Origin of the sequence: Burkholderia sp. Cy-637, assembly GCF_011753175.1 — a bacterium.
GTDB lineage: Bacteria > Pseudomonadota > Gammaproteobacteria > Burkholderiales > Burkholderiaceae > Burkholderia > Burkholderia gladioli.
On record NZ_VWWC01000089.1, the window covers coordinates 1 to 18226 of the forward strand.

General features: G+C 67.7%; 16 protein-coding genes. 9 read left to right on the forward strand and 7 right to left on the reverse strand.

Translation table 11 applies throughout. From position 1 onward, the window contains the following. Nucleotides 1-471: DUF2325 domain-containing protein (locus tag F3J10_RS21770; protein ID WP_167242967.1), on the forward strand; the 471-nt coding region annotated here is incomplete at its 5' end. A gap of 73 nt (nucleotides 472-544) precedes the next feature. Here F3J10_RS21770 and F3J10_RS21775 read toward each other — a convergent pair. After that, entirely contained in the window at nucleotides 545-973 is a 429-nt protein-coding gene (locus tag F3J10_RS21775) for a winged helix-turn-helix domain-containing protein (RefSeq protein WP_240155675.1), read from the reverse strand. 168 nt (nucleotides 974-1141) lie between these two features. Further along, nucleotides 1142-3124 (reverse strand): alkaline phosphatase D family protein, encoded by a 1983-nt coding sequence (locus tag F3J10_RS21780; protein WP_240155676.1) that lies wholly within the window; start codon nucleotides 3122-3124, stop codon nucleotides 1142-1144. 461 nt (nucleotides 3125-3585) lie between these two features. Here F3J10_RS21780 and F3J10_RS21785 point away from each other — a divergent pair, with 461 nt between their 5' ends. Then, nucleotides 3586-5811 carry a glycoside hydrolase family 31 protein gene (locus tag F3J10_RS21785; RefSeq protein ID WP_167242969.1) on the forward strand — a complete coding sequence of 742 codons (2226 nt, stop codon included), beginning with the start codon at nucleotides 3586-3588 and terminating at the stop codon, nucleotides 5809-5811. 174 nt (nucleotides 5812-5985) lie between these two features. Here the strand turns inward: F3J10_RS21785 and F3J10_RS21790 are convergent, their stop codons facing one another. The 3 genes from F3J10_RS21790 to F3J10_RS21800 form a co-directional block, all read right to left on the reverse strand. After that, on the reverse strand, nucleotides 5986-6261 hold the full coding sequence (locus F3J10_RS21790) for a hypothetical protein (RefSeq protein WP_152554455.1): 276 nt from the start codon (nucleotides 6259-6261) through the stop codon (nucleotides 5986-5988). Nucleotides 6262-6390: 129 nt separating this feature from the next. Further along, a complete protein-coding gene (locus tag F3J10_RS21795; protein WP_013689497.1) occupies nucleotides 6391-6876 on the reverse strand; it encodes a molybdopterin-dependent oxidoreductase in 486 nt (161 codons plus the stop codon). 13 nt (nucleotides 6877-6889) lie between these two features. Then, nucleotides 6890-7318, reverse strand: coding sequence for a TOBE domain-containing protein (locus F3J10_RS21800; RefSeq protein ID WP_025100069.1), 429 nt, complete (start codon nucleotides 7316-7318; stop codon nucleotides 6890-6892). Between the two features lie 155 nt (nucleotides 7319-7473). On the opposite strand from F3J10_RS21800, the gene F3J10_RS21805 reads away from it, so the two are divergent. Next, a complete protein-coding gene (locus F3J10_RS21805; protein WP_167234087.1) occupies nucleotides 7474-8352 on the forward strand; it encodes an extracellular solute-binding protein in 879 nt (292 codons plus the stop codon). Next, complete coding sequence (locus F3J10_RS21810) at nucleotides 8349-10205, forward strand: ATP-binding cassette domain-containing protein (RefSeq protein ID WP_167242970.1); 1857 nt, start codon at nucleotides 8349-8351, stop codon at nucleotides 10203-10205. The genes F3J10_RS21805 and F3J10_RS21810 overlap by 4 nt, the downstream gene beginning before the upstream one ends. A 52-nt stretch (nucleotides 10206-10257) precedes the next feature. Here F3J10_RS21810 and F3J10_RS21815 read toward each other — a convergent pair whose 3' ends face one another. Continuing rightward, on the reverse strand, nucleotides 10258-11130 hold the full coding sequence (locus F3J10_RS21815) for a helix-turn-helix transcriptional regulator (protein WP_167242971.1): 873 nt from the start codon (nucleotides 11128-11130) through the stop codon (nucleotides 10258-10260). Nucleotides 11131-11229: 99 nt separating this feature from the next. Here F3J10_RS21815 and F3J10_RS21820 point away from each other — a divergent pair, with 99 nt between their 5' ends. From F3J10_RS21820 to F3J10_RS21835, 4 genes are all read left to right on the forward strand, one after another. Continuing rightward, nucleotides 11230-12132 carry an SDR family oxidoreductase gene (locus F3J10_RS21820; protein ID WP_036040431.1) on the forward strand — a complete coding sequence of 301 codons (903 nt, stop codon included), beginning with the start codon at nucleotides 11230-11232 and terminating at the stop codon, nucleotides 12130-12132. 147 nt (nucleotides 12133-12279) lie between these two features. Continuing rightward, complete coding sequence (locus tag F3J10_RS21825) at nucleotides 12280-13074, forward strand: DinB family protein (RefSeq protein ID WP_167242972.1); 795 nt, start codon at nucleotides 12280-12282, stop codon at nucleotides 13072-13074. A gap of 8 nt (nucleotides 13075-13082) precedes the next feature. Continuing rightward, the gene (locus tag F3J10_RS21830; RefSeq protein ID WP_025100075.1) at nucleotides 13083-13826 is read left to right on the forward strand and encodes an alpha/beta hydrolase; all 744 of its coding nucleotides are present in this window, start codon (nucleotides 13083-13085) and stop codon (nucleotides 13824-13826) included. A gap of 385 nt (nucleotides 13827-14211) precedes the next feature. Further along, nucleotides 14212-15303: a porin gene (locus F3J10_RS21835; RefSeq protein ID WP_345791231.1), complete on the forward strand. Its 1092-nt coding sequence runs from the start codon at nucleotides 14212-14214 to the stop codon at nucleotides 15301-15303. 52 nt (nucleotides 15304-15355) lie between these two features. On the opposite strand, the gene F3J10_RS21840 is transcribed toward F3J10_RS21835, so the two are convergent. After that, nucleotides 15356-17032 (reverse strand): ABC transporter substrate-binding protein, encoded by a 1677-nt coding sequence (locus F3J10_RS21840; protein WP_167242974.1) that lies wholly within the window; start codon nucleotides 17030-17032, stop codon nucleotides 15356-15358. Nucleotides 17033-17265: 233 nt separating this feature from the next. Here F3J10_RS21840 and F3J10_RS21845 point away from each other — a divergent pair, with 233 nt between their 5' ends. Further along, the gene (locus tag F3J10_RS21845; protein WP_205200401.1) at nucleotides 17266-18087 is read left to right on the forward strand and encodes a class I SAM-dependent methyltransferase; all 822 of its coding nucleotides are present in this window, start codon (nucleotides 17266-17268) and stop codon (nucleotides 18085-18087) included. Nucleotides 18088-18226: the final 139 nt, after the last annotated feature.

Consider the following 18226-nt stretch of genomic DNA (forward strand, 5'->3'; position numbering starts at 1 on the left):
TTGCTGCGCGAACAGCTCGACGACGCCCTGCATGTGCTGAACGCGGCCAAGCGCGAAGCCGCCGTGCTCGAGCAGGCCTTCGCGGCCGTGCCGGGCGGCGTCGACCTGGCGCGGCCGTCGCTGCGCGCGATGCGCGGCCGGCGGATCGTCTATGTCGGCGGACGGGAGGGATCGAATGCGGCGCTCGCGCGATTGGTCGACGCGGCGGGCGGCTCGGTCGCCGTGCACGACGGCACCGACACGAGCGCGGGAAGCTGGATGTCGCGAGTCGCCGAAGCCGACCTGGTGGTGGTGGCGACCGATGCCGTGGCCTGCGAAGCGCTGGCCGGCATCGCGGCGGCCTGCGCGAAGCAGGGGGTGCCGCTGAGGAGGATCAAGGCGGCCAACCTGGCCGAGGTGGTGGATGCCATCGCGGGGCTGGCGCGCTCGGCCGAACGCGCGGCGGCGGCCATCGCGATGCGGCAAGGCTGAACGCCGAACCACCCACGGGCGCCGCTCCGGCGCCCGCATCGAGAGACGGCATCAGGGCCGACTCAAAACCGCCTCAGGACTGCATCAAGTCCGTCAGCTCGGCGATCTGGCTGTCGCAATGCCGCTTCGCCTCTTCCTCGATCTCGCGATAGAGCGCGATGATCTTCTCGCCGACCGGGGTCAGCGTGCAGCCGCCGCCGCTCGCGCCGCCCTGCTCGGAATGCGTGGCCGGCGCGCGCAGCGAGCGATTCAGTTCGTCGATCAGCAGCCAGGCGCGGCGATAGGACATGCCGAGATGGCGCGCAGCCGCCGAAATCGAGCCGTGCTCGCGCACCGCTTCGAGCAGGGTGACCTTGCCGGGGCCGAGCGCGACCGTGTCGCCGCGCCGGATCCGCATCCGGAAATTGACTTGCGGGGGGCCCGGCGGTGCGGAGGACGACTCGGCTGCCTCGGGCGCGGGCTCGGTCGAAGGGAGATCGGGTTTGCTCATGCGCGAAAGCATACACGATGGGCCGGCCGCCTCGCGAGCCGCCGATTCGCCGATTCGCCGCGCGACGGCCCCGCCTGACGCGAAGCCGAGAAAGGAAGCCGCAACATGAAAATGGCCCGGGAGCACGCCTGCTCCCGGGCCATTCGTCGTTCAGCTTCGAAGCGCTGCTTCGTTCCGCTACTACGCCACGTCGAGCTTGGTGGTGTTCGCCTGCACCGTCACCACCTTGGTGCTGGCCACCGCGGTGGCGGCGTTCGGCACCTGGCCCGTCGGGCTCACCGGCGCAATCTTGCGGAAGTTGCAGGTCAGCGCGCTCGGCGTGAGCGTGATCACGCTATACCCCTGCGCATTGCTGTCCGAATACGCCAGCCAGCTGTTGTTCGCGGTGAGCGTGCTGTCCAGGCTGTTGAAGCCGCCGGTGGTCGCCAGCAGGTCCAGCCAGCCCGTATTGTTGGCCGGGTTGTTGAGGAAGGCCACGTAGGAGGTAAACAGCGAGGTGCTCGAGATCCCGGCGGTGCCGAGGTCGACCATCACCGGCGTGGGCGTGGCGGCATCGAAGTCGTTCATCACGGTGCCGGCCACGAAGGCATTCAGGTTGCCCGACAGCGACACCACGTTGCCGATGTTGTTGCTGCTCAGGAAGCTCATCAGGCTCAGGCGCTCGGCGTTGTAGCCGTCCCATTGGTCGGCGCTCATCAGCATGGTGGTCAGCACCGAATACGGCGGCAGCAGCGAGTTCAGCTCGGCGATGGTCCCTTGCACGTCGGCCTCGGGGAAGCCCAGCTTCTGCGCGAAGGTGTCCAGGTTGGTGAACGGCGCGGGCTTCAGGTTGCCGGCCACGGCCGCCGTCAGGTCCTGCTGGATCGCCGTGTGGAACTGGGCCTCGAACGGCCCCAGCCCGCTGGTGGTCTGCAGCACGGCCTGGGTCAGCGCGTCGGTGAGGGCGGCGAACATGTCCACCTGCGTGCGCAACAGCGACACGCTGTTGCCCCACAGCTTCCAGGTGGTCTTGGCCGCGCTCATCTGCGTCTGCCACCATTGGCGCTGCGTGTCGCCGAGCAGCGACACCGGGGTCAGCGCATTGCTCGCGGCCGTCAGCTTCGCCTGCTCGGCGGCCGCCACGGTGGCCTTCGGCACGAAGTAGAGGCTGCCCACCGGATTGCCCGATACCTGTTCCGCCACCTCGTGGGCCGCGCGATACAGGCGCTCGTCGGTCATCACCAGCGTGGCCAGGTTTCCAAAGGAAAACGAACGATAGATCTGAATATTCTGGAACGAGGGATTGTCGGCCGTGAAGCTCACGTCGGCCGGCATGTATTCGAACCAGGCCTGGTTGGCGCCGCGTCGGCGCGCGGTCTGCTGCGCCTGGGCGGCGGTGTAGGTCTCGTGGTCCTGCCAGCCGTTGGCCGAGAACTCGTGGTCGTTCCAGATCGCGATCATCGGCCAGTTGGCGTGCAGGCGCTGCAGGCGCGGATCGCTGCGATAGGTCTTGTAGAGCGTGCGGTAGTCGGGCAGCGTGGTCGCGTAGACCGAGCCGTCGGGCAGGGCCGTGCCGTTGGGCAGCTTGAAGTCGGGATGCGCCGGGTCGCGCGCCGGCGTGGTCGGCAGCGTGATGCCGAGGCGCTCGTACACGTAGTTGCCGACGTGCACGATGAAGCTGATGTCCTCGCCCTGCATGGTGTCGAAGGCCGCCCAGTGGTTCACGCTCCAGTCCTGGCTGGAGATCACCGCGAACTTCAGTTGCGAGAGCGCCTGCCCGGCGGCCGGCAGCGTCCAGGTGCGGCCCGTCATGCTGGTCACGCCGCCCGCGATGAAGCGGTAGTAGTAGATGGTGTTCGCGTTCAGGCCGCTGACCTTGTGGCGCAGCGTGTAGTCCCAGTCGGCGCTCGCCGCCACCGTGGTATCGAGCACCAGCGCGCTGAAATCGGCCGCCGTCGACACCTGCACGCGCACGTTGACGGGGTTCTTGCCGTCACCGCCCGCCACGCGGGTCCACAGCACCACGCTGCCCGGCTGCGGATCGCCCGAGGCGACACCCAGCGAGAACGACAGCGGCGTGGCCGTCGAGCTGCCGCCACCGGTATTCGTGCCGGTCGAAGTCGCGGCGTCGTCGCCCCCGCCACATGCGGTCAATAGCGTGGCGCTGGCGACCGAAGCGGTCATGAAACCGCTCCACTTGATGAATTTACGGCGATCCATTTTCAATCCGTCGATATGTCAGTTTTAAGAAATAAATAGCGATTTCCGATATTACAGAAAACTATCCAAATGCTATCGAGGCCGAATTAAGACATCGACAGATGTCTCTTCAATGACAAATCCCACATGTCCGACGGATGAAAAAATCTCCATTCAATCAACCGATTCGATTACTTTATATTTCGATGACGGCTGTTTACATGATGTTTTCGTGACTTGGCAAGGTACCGAGAATTTTCAAAAGGAACGACCGTTCCCGGATTTATTCGACAAGCTCGTGATTTTTTCCAAAACGCTTTGTCATCTGCCTTAAATTCATCCTGACTAGCCTCTTTCATTCCCCGCGAAACTGAAATGCGTCATTCATCTCGACACGAATCCCTTTTGTTTCGAGTCGATGAATTTCCTGGATGGATAATCAAACAATGTCGAAAACTTCCCGCCCGCCGCGGCGACTCCCCGCCTTGCTGGCCGGCACCGCCCTGGCGCTCGCCGCCTGCGGCGGCCATGACGATCCGCCGGCAACCCAGGCCGGCAACACCACCGGCAACGGCGGCAGCAGCAACAACGGCAATGCGCTGCAGGTCACCGAAACGCCCTCGCAGTTCATCGTCGGCAATGCGAACACGCGTTTCGTGCTCAGCCGCGACAGTTGGCACCTGCAATGGGCCTCGGCCAACGGCGACACCCTGGTCCAGGACGCCGCGGCCAGCGGCGCACCCTCGCAGGTCAATCCCGATTTCGCGAAGTTCGACAACCTCCAGGACGGCATCAACGAGGCCTACCCGGGCTTGCCGCAAGTCAGCTATCGGCCGTTGTCCTACCTGAGCGGTTCGCAGTGGCATTACGCGACCGGCGTGAAGTCGGTGCAGGCCTCGGGCAAGGTCGCCACCATCGCGGTGAACACCGACGACGGGCTGGGCGCCACGCTGAGCCTGAGCTTCGCCGACAACGGCACGGTCAGGCTGCACTACGCGCCGGCCGCGCCCAAGGTCACGGCGGTGTCCACCGCCTGGGACAGCCCGGCCACGCAGGCCTACTTCGGCGGCGGCCAGCGCTTCAACTCGGTCAACCTGCGCAACACGGCGCTGCCGCTGTGGATCAGCCACGGGCCGGGCTCGAACCGGCAGACCTCGACCAACGAGATCGTCTCGCCGTTCTTCTGGTGTCCTTGCGGCTGGGGCGCGGCCGTCGATTCGGACGCGCGTGGGGAAATCGTGTTCGCGCGCGACGACCAGCGTCCCGACGCGGTGCGCGCGACCATCGAGAACGACACGCTGGACCTGGTCTACTACCAGGGCACGCCGGCCAAGATGCTGTCGGCCCATGTCGGCCGCGTCGGCGGCCCGCAGTGGACGCCGCCCGACTGGATGTGGAAGCCGATGGTCTGGCAGGACGGCGATACCAGCACCGCCTCGGTCAACCAACTGGTCGACGGCATGCAGAGCCGCAACATCCCGATCGGCGCGGTCTGGCTCGACAATCCCTGGGACAACGGCCAGGGCAGTTTCGATTTCGATCCCGCCCGCTTCGCGAACCCCGACGCGCTGATCTCGCAGGTCCACGACAAGGGCGTGCGCCTGATGGTCTGGCTCTCGTCCTACGTGAACAACAGCTACCAGACCGATTACATCAACAAGGGCTGGACCATCACCGGCACCCGGCCCGACAACAACGAGGCCACCTACTACCCGCCGCGCGGCCTCAGCACCCACGTCGACTTCAGCAACCCGGCGCCTTATGCCGCCTGGCGCGACGGCCTGCGCGCGCTGGTACGGCGCGGCGTGGACGGCGTCAAGGTCGATCGCGGCGAGGAGGACCTGTCCGACAACTCGGTCTGGCACAACGGCCTGCCGAACCGGCTCAACCACAATGCCTATATCGACGACTACCATCACGCGATCTTCGACGCCTTCCACGCCGAGCGGCCCGGCGACGATTTCGTGATCCTCGCGCGCGGCGGCTGGAACGGCTCGGCGCGCTGGGCCGGCCACTGGGAGGCGGACAACCAGAGTCAGCCGGGCGAGCAGGGGCTGACCCAGGCCTTGCGCGGCTTGATGTCCCTGTCGATGAGCGGCTTCGCCTTCACGGGCGGCGATATCGGCGGCTACGCGGGCAGCCGCCAGAACACCGGCGAGGCCGGCTTCAACCACCCGGAGCTGACGCCGACCGAGGGCACCTATATCCGCTGGACCGAACTGGGCGCGCTCTCGCCGGTGATGCAGACGCCGGTGCCGCCGTGGTGGGTCAGCGATCACGCGATCGCCGTCTACCGGCGCTACGCGACGCTGCACGACCGCCTGGTGCCCTATATCGCCGCCGCGGCGCGTAGCACCATCGCCGACGGCACGCCGATCGTGCGGCCCCTGCCCTATGCCTACCCGAGCGATGCCAACGCGGTGGCAGCCGACGACGAGTACCTGTTCGGCCCCGACCTGCTGGTCGCGCCGGTCACCTCGACGCTGTCGACGGTTGGCGTGGGCACGCGGCACATCTACCTGCCGGCGGGCACCTGGCGCGACTTCTGGACCGGCGCGGTATTCCAGGGGCCGCTGTCGCGCACGGTGGTGCCGGACGTCGACACGCTGCCGCTGTTCGTGCGCGACGGCGCCAGCCTGCCCGAGGGCGTGAGCGCGGCGGCCTTGCCGTAAAGGGAGGGAGCCGGCGCGGGGCCCGTCGGGCTCGTTCCGGCGAGATCGCGGGCAATCGCGAGGACAGTCGCGAGGGAAATCGGCCGCCCAATGAAAAATCGCATCCGGGCCGGCGGTGTCCGGCGTGGATGCGATCGGATCGAGCGGCCCCGTCCAGGGCCGCGCGAGGCAGGGCTACAGATCCCGCTTGAACTTGTGCAGCGTCTCGTTCAGCGAACTGCGCGAATTGACGGCATCGATCGTGTCGGCGAGGAACCACGGCAGGATCAGGCGCGTGTTCGGATCGCTGACGCCCACCGTCAATCTCGGCGGCGCCGCGGACTTGCCGGCGGCTGTGCCCTGCGCCGCGGCGTGATCGTCGGCGCCGACTGCGGGCGCCGCCAGGCAGGACACCTGCGCGCCGGCGGCCGCCAGCATGCCCAGCACCAGCATGGAACGGAATTTCCTCATGACTCGTTTCTCCCGATGGGCCATCCCATCTTCATCCGGATAAGGACATCGAGTCATTTTTCGAGGAAAAAATCCCGGCATCGAGAAATTCTCCCGGGGCGCTCGCTGCCCGGTGCGATCACGGCGCGCTCACGGCGCAATCACGCGCGCCACCAGCGACGCGAGTCGCTTCACGTGCCGCGGCGCCGGCGAGATGTCGGCGCCGGAGAACAGCAGCGGCGCGCCCGCCTCGCCCAGGGCGCGGCCGCCGCATTCGTAGGCGACGATCGCCTGCTCGCCGATCGCGGTATTGAACAACTCGTGCCACGAGAAGGTGACCACGTAGCCGTCGTGGCCGATCGCCAGGAACACGGTGCGCTTGAAATCGCCGCTGGCCGGATCGTGCAGCCCGGCCAGCGTGAACAGCTCGGTCAGGCGCACGCCGCGATACGGCTCGACGTCGCGGATGTACCGGCCGCTGGTGAAGCAGCGCAGCGCGAAGGGCTCGCAGCGCGTGGCCGGCAAGGCGGCGAGCTCGGCCAGCGACAGCGACATCGGCCGCAGCACGTCGCCCTCGATCCTCAGGATGCCGGGGCCGGGATGGCCGGCCAGGAGCGGCGGCGCTTCGGTGCTCATCGGGCGGCTCCGCTCAGGCGTCCACGCCGATGATCACGCTGGAGGCCTTGAAGATCGCGCTGGCCGGCTTGCCGGGCGCCAGGCCCAGGCGATCGACGCTGTCGTTGGTGACGATCGCCACCACCTGCGCGCCGCCCGGCGCCGCGATCGCGACCTCGGCATTGACGGCGCCCTTGGTCAGCGAAGCCACCGTGCCGGCCACGCAGTTGCGCGCCGAGACGCGCCCCGCGTCGACGTCCACCATCACCAGCACCGACGAGGCCTTGACCAGCGCGAACGCGGCCTTGCCGGCGGCCAGCCCCAGCGACTCGGCGCTGCCGTGGGTGACGATCGCGACGATCTCGAGGCCGTCGGCGGCGCGCAGCCTCACCTCGTCGTTGACCGCGCCGGGTTTCACGTCGACGATCTGTCCGACGAAATGGTTACGGGCACTCGTGCGCATGGAGGTCTCCTGTCAGGTTGGCGCCGGCCGAGATGCCGGCGCATCGAGGACGCCAGTGTAAACGCAACGAATCGCCGCCGCGATTCCCGCTATTCCGCCCAAATGTCGCCGTCGCACCGTAATATACCGACCTCTATAACGCTACGGAGTAAGCCATGTTTCGCAAGCTGCTGGTGTGCGGCGCCGTCGTCGCGAGTGCCTTTGCCGCCAACGCGCAGGCCGCCGACAACGACACCGTGAACGTGCTGTACGCGGGTTCCCTGGTCAACCTGATGGAGCGCAGCGTGGGCCCCGCCTTCGAGAAGGAGACCGGGCTGCGTTTCCACGGCTACGCGGCCGGCTCGAACAAGATCGCCAACGAGATCAAGGGCAAGCTGCGGCGCGGCGACGTGTTCATCAGCGCGAGCCCGAAGGTCAACACCGGCCTGATGGGCGAGGAGAACGGCGGCCACGTGGCCTGGTACGTCAACTTCGCCGAGTCGCCGCTGATGATCGGCTATAACGCCAAGAGCCGCTTCGCCAAGGACTTCAAGACCAGGCGCTGGGACCAGGTGCTGCAGGAGCCGGGCATCCGCATCGGCCGCACCGATCCGAAGCTCGATCCGAAGGGCGCCTTCACGGTGGAGATGATGACCAAGGCGGCGAGCTTCTACCACCAGCCGGACCTGGTCGAGAAGACGCTCGGCACGGCGGAGAACCCGGAACAGGTGCTGCCCGAGGAAACCCTGGTGGGCCGCCTGCAATCGGGCCAGCTCGACGCGGGCTTCTTCTACTCGACCGAGACCTCGGACCTGAAGATCCCGGCCGTGGCGCCCGCGCCCGAGCTGCAGGCCAAGGCCAGCTACACGCTGACGATCCTGTCCGACGCGCCCAACCAGGCCGGCGCCGCGCGCTTCGCCAACTTCCTGCTGAGCGCCCAGGGCCGCGCCCTGCTCAAGCAGCACGGCGTCGACGTGGTCACGCCCAAGGTGAGCGGCAACGCGCAGGCCCTGCCGCCCTCGCTGCAGGCCGTGATCGACGCCGCCCAGCAATGACGCGACGCGTCGCCGGACCGCTGCGGCTGCTCTCGCTGCTGCTGGCGGTCTACCTCTGCGCGCCCTTCCTCGCCGCCATCCCCCAGATCGGCCAGGCCGACTGGGCCGGCGTCGACTGGGGCGCCACCTGGTCGGCGGTCGGCGTGTCGGCCGGCAGCGCCACGCTGGCCGCCCTGCTCACCCTGGTTTGCGGGGTGCCGCTCGGCTACTGGCTGGCGCGCTCCGGCTCGCGCGCCACCACGCCGATCGGCTTCATCGTGCAGTTGCCGCTGGCGCTGCCGCCGCTCACCAGCGGCGTGCTGCTGCTGTTCCTGCTGGGTCCCTACAGCCCGCTCGGCCAGTGGAGCAACGGCGCGCTGACCGATTCCTTCGCCGGCATCGTGCTGGCGGAAACCTTCGTGGCCGCGCCCTTCCTGATCGTCGCCGCGCGCTCGGCCTTCGCCGCGCTCGACCCGGTGTTCGAGGATGTCGCCGCCACGCTCGGCCATCGCGCCGGCAGCCGCTTCTTCCGCGTCGCGCTGCCGGCCGCCTGGCCGTCGATCCGCGCCGGGCTGGTGCTGGCCTGGCTGCGCGCCTTCGGCGAATTCGGCGCGACCGTGATGGTGGCCTATCACCCGTATTCGCTGCCGGTCTATACCTACGTGGTGTTCGGCGGCCAGGGGCTGCCGGCGATGATGCCGCTGCTGCTGCCGACGCTGGCGATCGCGGTGGGTTGCGCGATGCTGTCGGTGCTGCGGCTCGGCGCGCGCGATGGCGGCGAAGCGGGCGCGACCGAGAACGGCGACGAGCCGCCGCTGGCGCGCACCGCCGCGCCGCTCGACGCCGAAGCCCTGGCCGACGCGACCGAGGCGCGGCTCGCGATCCGGCTGCGCAAGCGGCTCGGCGCGTTTCGGCTCGCCGTCGACTGGGCGCCGGCTTCGCGGCGGCTGGCGATCGTCGGGCCTTCCGGCTCGGGCAAGTCGCTCGCGCTGCGGCTGATCGCCGGGCTCGAGCACAACGACGAGGGCAGCGTGACGCTGGGCGCGACCGAGCTCGGCGCGCTGCCGCCCGAGCATCGCCAGATCGGCTACATGCCGCAGGATTACGGGCTGTTCCCGCACCTCACGGTGGCGCGCCAGCTCGCCTTTCCGGTCGATGCCGATCCGGTGGCGGCGCGCTACTGGGTCGAGCACCTGGGGCTGGGCGCGCTGACGCGGCGCCTGCCGCGACAGCTCTCGCTCGGCCAGCGCCAGCGCGTCGCGCTGGCCCGGGCGCTGACGCGGCACAGCCATCTGCTGCTGTTCGACGAGCCGTTCTCGGCGCTCGACACGCCGCGCCGCCGGCAGTTGCGGCGCTCGCTGCGCGCGCTGCAGCGCGAGATCGGCGCGGTGACGGTGATCGTCACGCACGATCCCGACGAGGCCGCGCAACTGGCCGACGAGCTGCTCGTCATCGATCACGGCGAGACCCTGCAGGCGGGGCCGGTGGCCGAGGTGTTCGCGCGCCCGGCCAATCCGCGCGTGGCCGAGCTGCTCGGGCTGCGCAACCTCGGAGCCGGCACGCTGGCGGCGCCGGGGCAGGTGGCGATCGGCGAAGGCGCGGTGCTGGAGGCGGCGAAGGTCGATGCGGGTCTCGCGCCGGGTGAGGCCGTGATGTGGCGCGTCGCGCCGAGGTCGATCCGCGTCGACGCGCAAGGCGCCTACGAGGCGCGGGTGGAATCGGTGGAATTGCGCGACGGCGAACGCCATGCGCGCGTGATGCTCGGCGGCCACGCCTTCGAGCTCGCCGTCGAGGGGGCCTTCGTGGACGACATCGCCACCTGCCGCGTGGCGATCGACGCGGCCGGCGTGACGGTCTGGGCGGCTGGGGCCTGAGACGCCGGCCCGGCGGGCGCGCACCGACGCGTGCCCGCTTCTTCCCGCTCGCTTAGGCCAGCCCCGGCTGCGCGCCTTCCCGCTTGGCCAGGGCGGCGCCATACTCGTGCGCGAGTTCGCGAATCCGCGCCGCCATGCCGGCATCGACGGGCGTGTAGACGATCACGCCGAGGTCGGGCCGCCCGTCCACCGCGAAGGCCGAATATTCGAGCTCGATCGAGCCGAGCAGCGGATGCCTGAGATGCTTCACGCCATCGCCCTCGCCGTGGCTCAGCACCTCGTTGTCGCGCCAGAGCGCCTCGAATTCGGCACTGATCCCGCACAGCTCGTCCACCAGGTCGCCCACCTCGGAGGCGATCCCGGCGCGCGCCACGTCGGCGCGAAACGCGCCCACCACGAAGCGCGCCACCGCGTCCCAATCGTGCTGCTTGGCGCGCACGGCCGGATTGCCGAACAGGAAGCGCAGGATGTTGCGCCCGCCGACCGGCAGCAGGCTGTAGTCGGTCAGCACCACGGCCGCCGCGCGGTTCCAGGCCACCACGTCCCAGGTCGGCGTCTTGACGATGGCGGGGCTCGCCTCCAGCGAGTCGAGCACGCGCTGCAGGCGCGGGCTGACGCCCGCCACCGAACGATAGCGGACCTCGGGCGGCCGCCCCAGCCCGACCATGAACAGGTGCTCGCGCTCGACGTCGGTCAGCAGCAGCGCGCCCGCGATCCGCTCCAGCACCTCGGCCGAGGGCGCGCCGCCGCGCCCCTGTTCGAGCCAGGTGTACCAGGTCGGGCTGATGTTGGCGCGCTGCGCGACCTCCTCGCGGCGCAGCCCCGGCGTGCGCCGGCGGCCCGCGAAACCGAAGCTGGCGGGGTCGAGCCGGGTGCGCCGGCTGCGCAGGAAGTCACCCAGGGAACGGGCGGGATCGACGCTCATGGCAAGCCTGTTAGTCGTTTTACTACGATAAAGTCACTACTTTAACGGGATAAGCAGACACCGGATAGTACGCCTCGTGACGACCCAGGAGAGTTCACCATGCGTATTTTTCTGACGGGCGCGACCGGTTTCATCGGCTCGGCCCTGGTTCCCGAACTGATTCAGGCCGGCCATCAGGTGCTCGGCATGACCCGTTCCGAGGCGGGCGCGCAGGCGCTGCGCGCGGCCGGCGCCGAAGCCCATCACGGCACGCTCGAGGATCCCGACAGCCTGAGCCGCGGCGCCGCCCAGGCCGATGCCGTGATCCACGCGGCCTTCGACCATGACTTCAGCAACTTCGTGGCCAACTGCGAGAAGGACAAGCGTGCGATCGCGGCGCTCGGCTCGGCGCTGAAGGGCTCGAACCGCCCGCTGCTGATCACCTCCGGCACCGGGGTGGGCAGCGGCGAGCACGGCGAGCCGGCCAGCGAGGACGTGTTCAACACCCGGCATCCGAATCCGCGCATCGGCTCCGAGGAAGCGGGCAATGCGCTGCTCGAGGCCGGCGTGAACGTGTCGGTGATGCGGCTGCCGCAGGTTCACAACCCGTATCGGCAGGGGCTGGTCTCGCCGCTGGTGGCGATCGCGCGCGACAAGGGCGTGGTGGCCTATGTCGGCGAAGGCAACAACCGCTGGCCGGCCGGCCATCTGTCCGACGCGGTGCGGCTCTATCGCCTCGCGATCGAGAAGGCGCAGCCGGGCGCGCGCTATCACGCGGTGGGCGAGGAAGGCATCCGCAGCCGCGAGATCGCCGAGGTGCTCGGGCGCGGGCTGAAGCTGCCGGTGGTCTCGATCGAGCCGGGCGAGGCGGCCGCGCATTTCGGCTGGATGGCGATGTTCGTGCAGCTCGACATGCCGGCCTCCAGCGCGCTGACGCAGGCGCGACTCGGCTGGAAGCCGACCGGGCCGACGCTGATCGCCGATCTCGACGAGGGCAAGTTCGCCGAGCAGGCCGGGCACTGAGTTTCGCCCTACCCGGCCTCGCGGCCCGCGCGATGCTCGCGCGGGCCGTTCCTTTTCCGGCGACGAGCCCGCTCCCGAGCGCCGGCCTTGACCGGCTTTTTTTCGTAACGTATCGTTTCGCGACGTTACCCATCTCGCGAACGAGCCATGCATTCCCGTTTCGATCGCTTCCGTGCCACGCCGCTCGGCCGGCAACTGGAGGCGCTGATCGACCTGCCCGAGCGTTACGTCGAATTCGCGGCGCTGTCGCGCGTCGGCGTGGCCGCGATCGCGGCGATTCGCGACGATGTCGCCGAGAAATTTCCGGAAGTGGAAGGCGATACCACGGCGCGGCAGTTCTGCGGCGCGATGGTGGCCGAGATGATGCGCCGCCACGGCCATGAGCTGGTGCAGGCGCGCGGGCGCATCGGCGGCACGCTGTTCAGCTATGGCGCCGTGTTCAGCGCGCGGCCGCTGCGGCTGCCGTTCGCCGAGGTGATCGAGGCGCTGGCGGCCATGCCCGAGACGCTGGCCGGCTTCGTCGCGCGCCTGCCGCCGGCGCGGCACCGGCAGCGCCCGGAAGGCACCGGCTTCTCGCTGGTCGAGCACGCCTGCCATCTGCGCGATCTCGACACGGTATTCGCCGCCCGCATCCAGGCCGTGCGCACCGCCGCGCTGCCGGTGCTCGACTCGGTGGACGGCACCGCCCTGGCCGAGCAGCGCGGCTACCAGGAACAGGATCACGAGGCGGCGCTGGCCGCCTTCCGTGCCTCGCGCCTGCGCCTCTGCAATACGCTGAAGCGGCTCGATGCCGATCAGCTCGCCCGTTGCGGGCTGCGCGACGGCGTGCGCCGCATGACGCTGGAGGAACTCGTGCGCGAGCTGCTCGACCACGATCGCACCCACCGCCTCGAACTCGACGAACTGCTCGCCGAGCTCGGCCCCGCCCCTTCCCCGACATGAATCGCGCCATGCCCAGCCAGCCGTCCGCCGTGTTCGTCCACGGCTTCATCGGATCGTTCGAGACCGCCGCCTACGACGCGCCGCACTTCGCGCCCGCCCTGCTCGGCTATGGAGAACATCGCGAGGTGCCGTTCGAGCGCATCTCGCTGCCGGCCCAGGTCGAGCACCTGCGCGCCTGCCTCGATGCACGGCCGGAGCTGGACGTGGTCGATCTGGTCGGCCATTCGGTGGGCGGCGCGATCGCGATGCTGTTCGCCGCGGCCTACCCGGAACGCGTGCGCCGGATCGTGAACATCGAAGGCAATTTCACGCTCGACGACGCGTTCTGGTCCGCTTCGGTCGGGCGCATGACGCCCGTCGAAGCTGAAACGATGCTGGCCGGCTTTCGCGCCGATCCCGCACGCTGGCTGGGCGGCGCGGTCGCCAAGCTCACCCCCGGGCTGGCGCATGTCGCCGAGCGCTGGCTCGACGCGCAACCGGCCTCGACGCTGCGCGCGATGGGCCGCTCGGTGGTCGAAGTTACCGGCGACGCCGTTTATCTCGAGCGGCTGCGCGAGGTGGTCGAGCGCCACCCTGTCTACCTGCTCGCCGGCGAACGCTCGCGCGGCGGGTGGAACGTGCCCGAATGGGCGCTGGAGGGCTGCGTGGGTTACGAGGTGCTGCACGATTGCGGCCACCTGCCGATGCTCGAACAGCCCGCAGCCTTCACTGCCTCGCTGCGGCGCTTCCTCCTTCATCCCGACAAGCCCTGAACGTCGCCGCGCGACGAGATTCGATAGCGGCAAATCCTGTCTTGTGCCCGCCGAATCCGCGTGTTAAATTCCGCTCGCCATCGATCGGTTACCGGTAACCAACGCGGAACGACCGATGGCCGGCTGGGAACTGCCTGAATGAAGGCGGTGGGTCGATGCACGTCCTCGCTTCGGCTTCCCGAGGACGCGGCAGGCGCTCGCGTCGGCCGACTTCCGTCGCGGTCGACAATGGAATCGAGTCGCATCGATTCCCTTCGTATCAATTAGTCCTGCATAACAAGAAGCATGCATTGCGCCGTGCCGATCGCATGGCGTAAATGCATCGAAATTCGTTCGTAAACCTGAATAAATCGAACAGGAGACGTCAGTGAACAAGTGTTGGACCATCGGCCTCTCGGCCCTGGCCGCCCTCGGCTCGCAGGCCGCGTCGGCGCAAAGCAGCGTCACGCTGTACGGCATCATCGATGCCGGCATCACCTACACCAACAACCAGAAGGGCGGCAGCGCCTGGCAGGCCACCTCGGGCAACGTGCAGGGCTCGCGCTGGGGCCTGCTCGGCAGCGAGGACCTGGGCGGCGGCAACCGCGCGATCTTCAAGCTCGAGAACGGTTTCAATCCCGACAACGGCGCGCTCGGGCAAGGCGGGCGCATCTTCGGCCGCAGCGCCTGGGTGGGGCTCAGCAACGCCCGCTACGGCACCGTCACGCTGGGGCGCCAGTACAACAGCGTGCAGGATTACTTCGCCAACGTGCAGGCCAACGGCACCGGCGCGCTGACGCAATATGCGAACGTGGTGTACGACACCTACGATCTCAACAATACCTACCGCACCAACAATGCCGTCAAGTACACCTCGCCCACCATGGGCGGGCTCACCGGCAACGTGATGTACGCGTTCTCGAACACCGCCGGCGGTTTCACGAACAACCGTGAATGGAGCGCCGGACTCGACTACGTGAACGGCCCGCTGCGGCTCGACGCGGCCTATGCGCTGAACGACAGCCCCGGCGCGAACACGGCCGGCGCCGCGCCGTCCGACAACTACTACAGCCTGGCCAGCTCGATCATCAGCAATGTCGCGCGCAACCAGGTGTGGGGCGCCGGCGGCGCCTACAAGCTCGGCCCGGCGACGGTGGCGGTGCTGTACACGAACTCGCGCTTCGACCTGCTGACGGGCGGCACGCTGCGCTTCGCGAACTACGAGGCCGACCTGACCTGGCAATTGACGCCCTCGATCCTGCTGGCCGCCGCGTACTTCTACACCGACCAGCAAAGCACCTCGTCGACGGCCACCAATGCGCACTATCACCAGGGGACGATCGGCGGCGAATACTTCCTCTCGAAGACCACCGACCTCTACCTGAACGCGGCCTACCAGCGCGCGAGCGGCGCCAAGGCCTGGATCGACGGCACCTCGCTGCCTTCGAGCAACGATCACCAGATCGTCGCGGTGGCGGGGATCCGCCACAAGTTCTGAGCTTCGCGCGATGGCGATGGAAAGCGGGCCCGGCCGGGACGCTCTCCATCCCTCACTGCAGCCAGACGCCGTCGAAGCGATGATTGCCCAGCGGCGTGAAGACGAGCCCCTGCACGCGCTTCGAGATCGGTATCGACACGATCGAATGCGCGATCGGCGTGAACGGCACCTGCTGCTTGAAGATGAGCTGGGCGCGTTCATAGAGCACCGCGCGTTCCTTCTGGTTCGGATCGGCACGCGCCTTCTCGATCAGCGCATTGAAGCCCGGATCGCACCATTTCGACACGTTGCCGCCATGCACGGCATCGCAGCCGAGCAAGGCGCCAAGCCAGTTGTCGGGGTCGCCGTTGTCGCCCGACCAGCCATAGAGCAGCACGTCGTGCTCGCCGCCCTGCTTGGCGCGCCGGTTGTACTCGCCCCATTCGTAGCTGACGATCCTCGCGCGCACGCCGATCTTCGCCCAGTCCTGCTGGATCAGCTGTGCCATCAGCTGCGCGTTCGGGTTGTAGGGCCGCTGCACCGGCATCGCCCACAGCGTCAGTTCGAAACCATCGGGGAAGCCGGCCTGCGCGAGCAGCGCGCGCGCCTTGGCGGGATCGAAGGGCGCGTCCTTCAGCGCGGGGTTGTAGGACCATTGCGCGGGCGGCATCGGGTTGGTGGCCACCTTCGCGTCGCCGGCGAACACGGCCTGGATGATGGCCGGCTTGTCGATCGCCATGTCGAGCGCGCGACGCACCTCGACGTGGTCCAGCGGCGGATGCTGGGTGTTGTAGGCGACGAAGCCGACGTTGAAACCGACGCCCGACACCAGCTTCAGCGAGGGATTGCGGCGCACCGTCTGCAGATCCGCCGGGCGCGGGAACACCGACACCTGGCATTCGCTGCTGGCCAGCTTCTGGATCCGCACCGCCGGATCGGGCGTGATCGCGAACACCAGGTGCGCGAGCCGCACATCCTGCGGGCGCCAGTAGTCGGGATTCGCGTCGTAGCGGATCAGCGCGTCCTTCTGGTACGAGCGGAACACGAAGGGCCCCGTGCCGACCGGCAACTGGTTGATGTCGGCCTCGCGGTGGCGCGCCTGCAACTGCCCCGCGTACTCGGCCGACAGCACCGCCGCGAAGCTCATCGCCAGGTTGCGCACGAAGATCACGTCGGGCGACTTCAGCACGAAGCGCACCGTGTAGTCGTCGACGCGATCGATGCTCGCAATGTTCCTGTCGAAGCCGAGGTCGCTGAAGTACGGGAAGCTGGTCGGATAGGCCTTGCGGAACGGCTGCTGCGGATCGAGCATGCGATCGAAGGTGAACAGCACGTCGTCGGCGTTGAAATCGCGTGAGGGGCGGAACCAGGCGGTGGTCTGGAACTTCACGCCGTGGCGCAGATGGAACGTGTAGACGCGCTGGTCGGGTGAACTCTCCCAGCTTTCGGCCAGCGCCGGCTCGAGATCGAGCGATCCCTGGCGAAAGCGCACCAGGCCGTTGTAGACGGTGTTGGTGCTGGCGTCGAAATCGGTGCTGGTGGTGTACTGGCCCGGATCGAAACCTGCCGGGCTGCCCTCGCTGCAGAACACCAGGGTGCCTTTCAGAGCGGGGGTGGTGGTATCGGCCTGGGCGGCCAAGGCAGCGGACGATGCGATGGAGAACAGCGTCGCGCTGCCGAACGCGGCGATGAGGTTCAGCAAGCGGCTGCGCACGGGTTGGCGCGTCGTGCCGGAATCGGGAGGGCTCATGATGTCGGTCGAGATCGGGAAGCGATGCAACCGACGATTCTGTTGCCGCGGTGAAAGGTTCACCACCAATTAATCGGTATATCGATAGACGGCACCGGACTAAAAAAAACGATCAGGATGCGCCCGGAACGAGCGCCGGCCTTTGCCTAAAGAATCGAGGCGATCGGCCGTAATACCTGTTGCCCGCAATCGACCTGGTTCGTCCGATGAATAGTGTGGAAACGCATCGATGCATGATCTGCCGCCACGAGACGGAATATTTTTTCTCCAAGGACTACCCTACCTACACGGGCAGTCCATTTCCGGAAACACTGACGGTCGATTTCTGGAAATGCGGCGATTGTGGATTCACCGTGTCGCGCACCCATCAGGAGATGAGCGATGCGCAATGGTCACAACTGAATTTGAGCTGGCATCACAGCTTCGAAAACGATCCGGCATCGAGAACCACCAACCAGCCGCCCTACATCGACCAGGCGCTCGCCCTGAAGCTGCTGGCCGGGAACCACGTCCTTGAACTCGACGATGCGCTCGACTATGCCGCCGGTTACGGTACGTTCTCCCGCTGCATGCGGAAGTATTTCGACATCGACATTCCCATCTTCGATCGCTACGTGCGCAACCAGGACCCTGGCGTCGACTACGTAGCCGAACAGGATCTGTCTCGCTACCGGCTGGTGATCAACAGCGCGATGTTCGAGCACGTGCTGAACCGCGATGCGCTCGACGAAGTCGATCGCCTGGTGAGCGACGACGGCGTGCTGATGCTGCATACGGTGATCGCCGAGCGCGTGCCGAAGGATCCGGATTGGTTCTACATCAACACCATGGTTCATACGGCCTTCCATACCAACAGGAGCATGTCCTTGCTGATGCAGCAATGGGGCTACGCCGCTTCGGTATATTCGCCGCAAGCCAAAAGCTGGTACTTGTTCAAGCGCGGCTACCCTCGATTGGCCGAACTCGAGACGCGCATCGCGGGAATCAACCGGGAACTGCAAACCACCTACTTTCACTACAAGCAGGGGTTCGTGGACTACTGGAAAGGATTCTGAATCAAGGGGCAAACGCATCGCCAGGCGGATAGCGCCTTATTGCAAAGCCGAAGGGATTTTTACTCGCTCGAATGCCGGCGGCCGTCACCCGGGCGACACAGGCCACCGGCGCGTTTCGATCCAGTGCCACGCATCATTC